4 protein-coding genes are annotated in these 4,261 nt (G+C 34.2%); 1 reads left to right on the plus strand and 3 read right to left on the minus strand.

The features are described 5' to 3' along the window. Positions 1-19: 19 nt before the first annotated feature. The 3 genes from J7J10_00220 to J7J10_00230 form a co-directional block, all read right to left on the minus strand. Positions 20-157 (minus strand): hypothetical protein, encoded by a 138-nt coding sequence (locus J7J10_00220; GenBank protein ID MCD6129370.1) that lies wholly within the window; start codon positions 155-157, stop codon positions 20-22. Between the two features lie 57 nt (positions 158-214). Beyond that, positions 215-1,696, minus strand: coding sequence for a sodium-dependent transporter (locus J7J10_00225; GenBank protein ID MCD6129371.1), 1,482 nt, complete (start codon positions 1,694-1,696; stop codon positions 215-217). 75 nt (positions 1,697-1,771) lie between these two features. Beyond that, a complete protein-coding gene (locus J7J10_00230; protein MCD6129372.1) occupies positions 1,772-2,752 on the minus strand; it encodes a TIGR00341 family protein in 981 nt (326 codons plus the stop codon). A gap of 176 nt (positions 2,753-2,928) precedes the next feature. Here J7J10_00230 and J7J10_00235 point away from each other — a divergent pair, with 176 nt between their 5' ends. Continuing rightward, the gene (locus J7J10_00235) at positions 2,929-4,032 is read left to right on the plus strand and encodes a hypothetical protein (protein ID MCD6129373.1); all 1,104 of its coding nucleotides are present in this window, start codon (positions 2,929-2,931) and stop codon (positions 4,030-4,032) included. Positions 4,033-4,261: the final 229 nt, after the last annotated feature.

Here is a 4,261-nt window from a genome sequence, read left to right on the forward strand (position 1 = left end):
ATTCTTTCCAGATTCCGCATCAGGTGCGGAATGACAGGGGGAATGTAGCTCCGTATTTCTGACCGATTTCTAAGTCAGAAGTTCCATTAGCTTTCTTCGCCAAAATAACTTTTCGAAGTTTTTCTTCAGTTTTGAAGCTTACTTTCGGATTACTCATTCTATCCCCTTTCTATTACAATTAGCATAATCATCAATATTTGTAAACAATTCATCTTTAACTGTGCCCACGACGAGAAGCGAATATGAAAGCCAAAATTATGGTGAGAATCAACCAGTCCCTGCCAATGACAATCACTGCCAGAGGTGAATAATTTCCGTAGGGAGCAGCAAATTCTTTCAACAATGTGCTTAAAAGTATTATAAGCAAAACAAAAGGTGTAATAAATTTTATAGAATAATCCCAGATTGAAGGAAGCCTCCAGATGCCAACAGTATTAATATGTTCACGCAGCAAAGATGCCTTATAAAACCAGCCTATCAAAAGGCATTCCAGAATACCAGCCAAAACAAGTCCATAGCTGGTAATAAAATGATCAACAATATCCAACCAGAATAATCCACCCTGGGTAGCAAAGGTAAGACTTCCAAAAAAACACACAATACAAACCACAGATACAACAACCTTTCTTGGATAATGAAATTTATCAATAATACTTGATGTAAAAGCCTCCAGGATAGATATAGAAGAAGAAAGTCCGGCTATCACCAGAGAAGCAAAGAAAAGAATACCAAAGACTTTTGAAAAAACAGGAAGAAGACTTATCGCTTTAGGATAAGCCACAAAGGCAAGACCTATAGATTGAGTAACAACTTCATTAAACGGTTTTCCAGTAGACTGAGCCATATATCCTAAAACAGAAAACACACCTAAGCCTGCAAATATAGAAAAAAAGCAATTTGCAAAACCAATAGTCACAGAATCCCTCACTATTTTAGCCTTTCTTGGTAAATAAGAGGCATAGGCTATCATTATCCCAAAACATAGACTTAAGGTGAAGAAAATTTGAGAGAAAGCATCCATCCACACCTTAATATCCTTTAACCTGTTGAAGTCTGGTTTTAGATAAACACTCAATCCTTCTTTTGCTCCTGGAAGCCTGATACTCCACAAAACGAGCACAAAGGTAATAAAAAACAAAACGGGTATGAATATTTTATTGGCTCTTTCCAATCCCTTTTCCACGCCTAAGGTTACAATCAACCAATTCAAAAACCATATCAAAGCCAGCGAAACTAAAATGGGACTTCTTACATTTCCAATCTCAAAAGGACTTTTGCTCATTGAAAGAAATTGTTTAAAAAAGAAGGTATTGGGGTCAGAACCCCAGGATAGATTAAAGGAAAAAAAGAAAAAATCAAGACACCAGGCAATAATTACTGAATAATATAAAACAATACCAAAATTAACAAATATCACCTGCCACCAACCCAACCATTCCCAATTCTTGCTCACAGAAGCAAAACTTATAGGAGCAGAACTTTTTAATTTATGACCTAACCCCAACTCCAAAATCATAAGGGGCACACCTACAAGCAAAAGGGCTACGAAATAAGGTATAAGAAACGCACCTCCTCCATCTTTATAACAGAGATATGGAAATCTCCAGATATTACCCAATCCGATAGCCGAACCAACAGCCGCAGAAATAAAACCAATATGTGTCTGCCATTGAGGACGAGGCGGAGTATCTTTCATAAAACGTATTATAATGAAGTTAGTCTATTTGTAAATTTACAAATCAGACAAAAATCATACTTTGTTTAACCAAACTCACAGCAAAAGTGAAGATATAAACAATAAAGCAAGAAGAGTAACAAGGAATAAAGATATCCTGATTATAAACCTTTTTGCAACAACTTTCTCATAATATCTTCTAGGCCCGATATCCAAAACAAGTGTGGCAAATAGGCTTCCTGCCATCAAACCCAAAACATTTTCAAAAGTTAAAATCATAGAGCTTACAGCGTTTGATGGATAAAGGACAAATGAAATGCCCGTTGCCACTGCCGGTGGAAGGAGGGCAGAAGCGATTGCCACTCCAGCAACAACCTCAGGAATTCCTTTGCATAAAGCCAAAATTGAAGCAAAACCAAGCAATAAAGCCATGAAAATATAAACGGTACTTGAACTCATTCTTGCAAGTATTTCCGGTGTTAGTGAAAGTTCTGTAAAAAAAGAAGCAAACAATGTAATAATATATGACAATGCCATTACTGCTAAAAGCAAAACGATAAGATTTCTAATGCCTCTAAAAGCATTTTCTTCTATTCCTACCGCAGTATTTATTGCAAATGCATAGATTGGACCTATAAGCGGAGAAAGCAACATAGCTCCAATTACCACTGCCATGTTATTCATAAACAGACCAATAAGAGCAATTATACCGGCAATAGAGGTCAGAGCAATTTTGCTAATATCTAATCTAAGATGAGGTTTGGTAGAGTCTAAAAGTTTTTCAACAGGAGTCTTTTCTTTAATCTTCTCTCTTGAAATACTAACCTTTTTTTCGGCACGCTTTAAAACAGATGAAACTATAAAATCTGGAGTGTAAACCTCAACCATGCTTTCTTTATATCTAAAGTCAATTATCTTCTCTATTTTAGTTATTAAACCATCAAGTTCTTTATCTAATGGGAAAACAGTAATTTTAACTAAATCATCTTTTTTATCTAATGAAAAAAACATATCTGTTATCATCGGTTTTATCTTTTCAAAATCTTCTTCTCTCGCTGTTATAATAACTTTTTTCATTGAATTTTCTGTCCCAATTTGTTAATTTTTAACCATATAAAATATCTCCGCTAAATTCAATCTTACAGTATATAGAAACAAAGGTAAAATATAAAAACTTAATATCAAGACACAAATCTCAAAGGGATTTGAGATTGCAACTGCCAAAGGCAGTTGTCAAGAACAAAGGAGGAAAAATGAGAAATTTTTTGATTATTTTTATACTTTTGGTAATGTGCAGTTCTATTGCCGAAGCGCGAGTCAAGTTGGTTGCTCTGCCAGAAAGAGAAAATGTAATTATCCGTTTAGACAATCCATCTTTTACTTTAGTAGAAGAAGAAAGAATTCTGACCCTTCAAAAAGGTTTAAATCAAGTTGACTTTTCATGGAAAGGAGTAAGGATCGACCCTGATTCTATCCGAATTAAAATGCTTTCTCATCCAGAAAAGGTCAAATTACTCAATGTTAGTTATCCTCCAAATGAAAATGCCCTTGTCTGGCAAATCAGCAGTCCAGAAGTATTAGAAGAAAAGATTAGAATCAGTTATCTGCTCTCAGGAATTGATTGTCTATTTTCTTATAAAGCCATAGCAAACAAGGGAGAAAACTTGATTGATATAAAATCATTCTTAATTCTGCGAAATTTTTCTGGAGAAAACTTTCATCTCGCCAATATAGCACCAGATGATAGTAAAATTTTCCAAAAATCAATTCAGTACGAAGAAACTATGCAACTGCTCTTTTTTGAAAAGAAAAAAGCACCTATTAAAAAAACTCTCACCTTTGATGCAGGCAAACTTCCATGGGAACCTCAGCAAATGAGAAAAAATGTAGGTATTCCTGTTCATTATGTAATAAAAAATAATAAGGTATCAAATTTAGGAAACTTTGCTTTACAGAATGGAAAGGTTCGTGTTTTTCAAGGAAGTATCTTTTTAGGGGAAGATAAAATAAAATTCACTCCTGTAGATGAAAAAGCAGAATTATATATCGGAGATAGCAGAGATATTGTAGTCACCCAGCATAAAATGAAGGAAAAAATGATAAATATCAGGCGTAATTCTCATAATCAAATCATTCTTTATGATACAGACGAGACTATCCGGGCAGAAATAGAAAATTTTAAGGATAAAGACGCTGCCCTTATTTTAATTGGGCATACTCCGGGTCAATGGGATATGAAAAAGAGCAGTCATAAATTTGAGAAAGAAGATGCCCATACCATAAAGTTCTATATCTCTATTCCTGCTCATGAAAAAGAGATTGTCACATTCAATTACCATAGGAGGAATATCCGATGAAGAAATTATATAAAAAAGGAAGGATTATCTGAATATTTCTTATATACAATAGAAGAAACAGAAAACATTCCTGATGGATGGTCAAAGAGACTTCCCTTATTCTCTCAAAACAATATTCCCGTAGTTAATCTCTACAAGTATGAAGTTAAATGCCATTTATTCTTTTCTTTATTAAACTGTTAGCTAAATTTTAAAAGTGAACTGTTTAAAGATTAAAAGTGAACACCCT

The sequence above is a fragment of the Deltaproteobacteria bacterium genome, assembly GCA_021159305.1.
In the GTDB taxonomy this organism is placed as follows: domain Bacteria; phylum Campylobacterota_A; class Desulfurellia; order JAGGSF01; family JAGGSF01; genus JAGGSF01.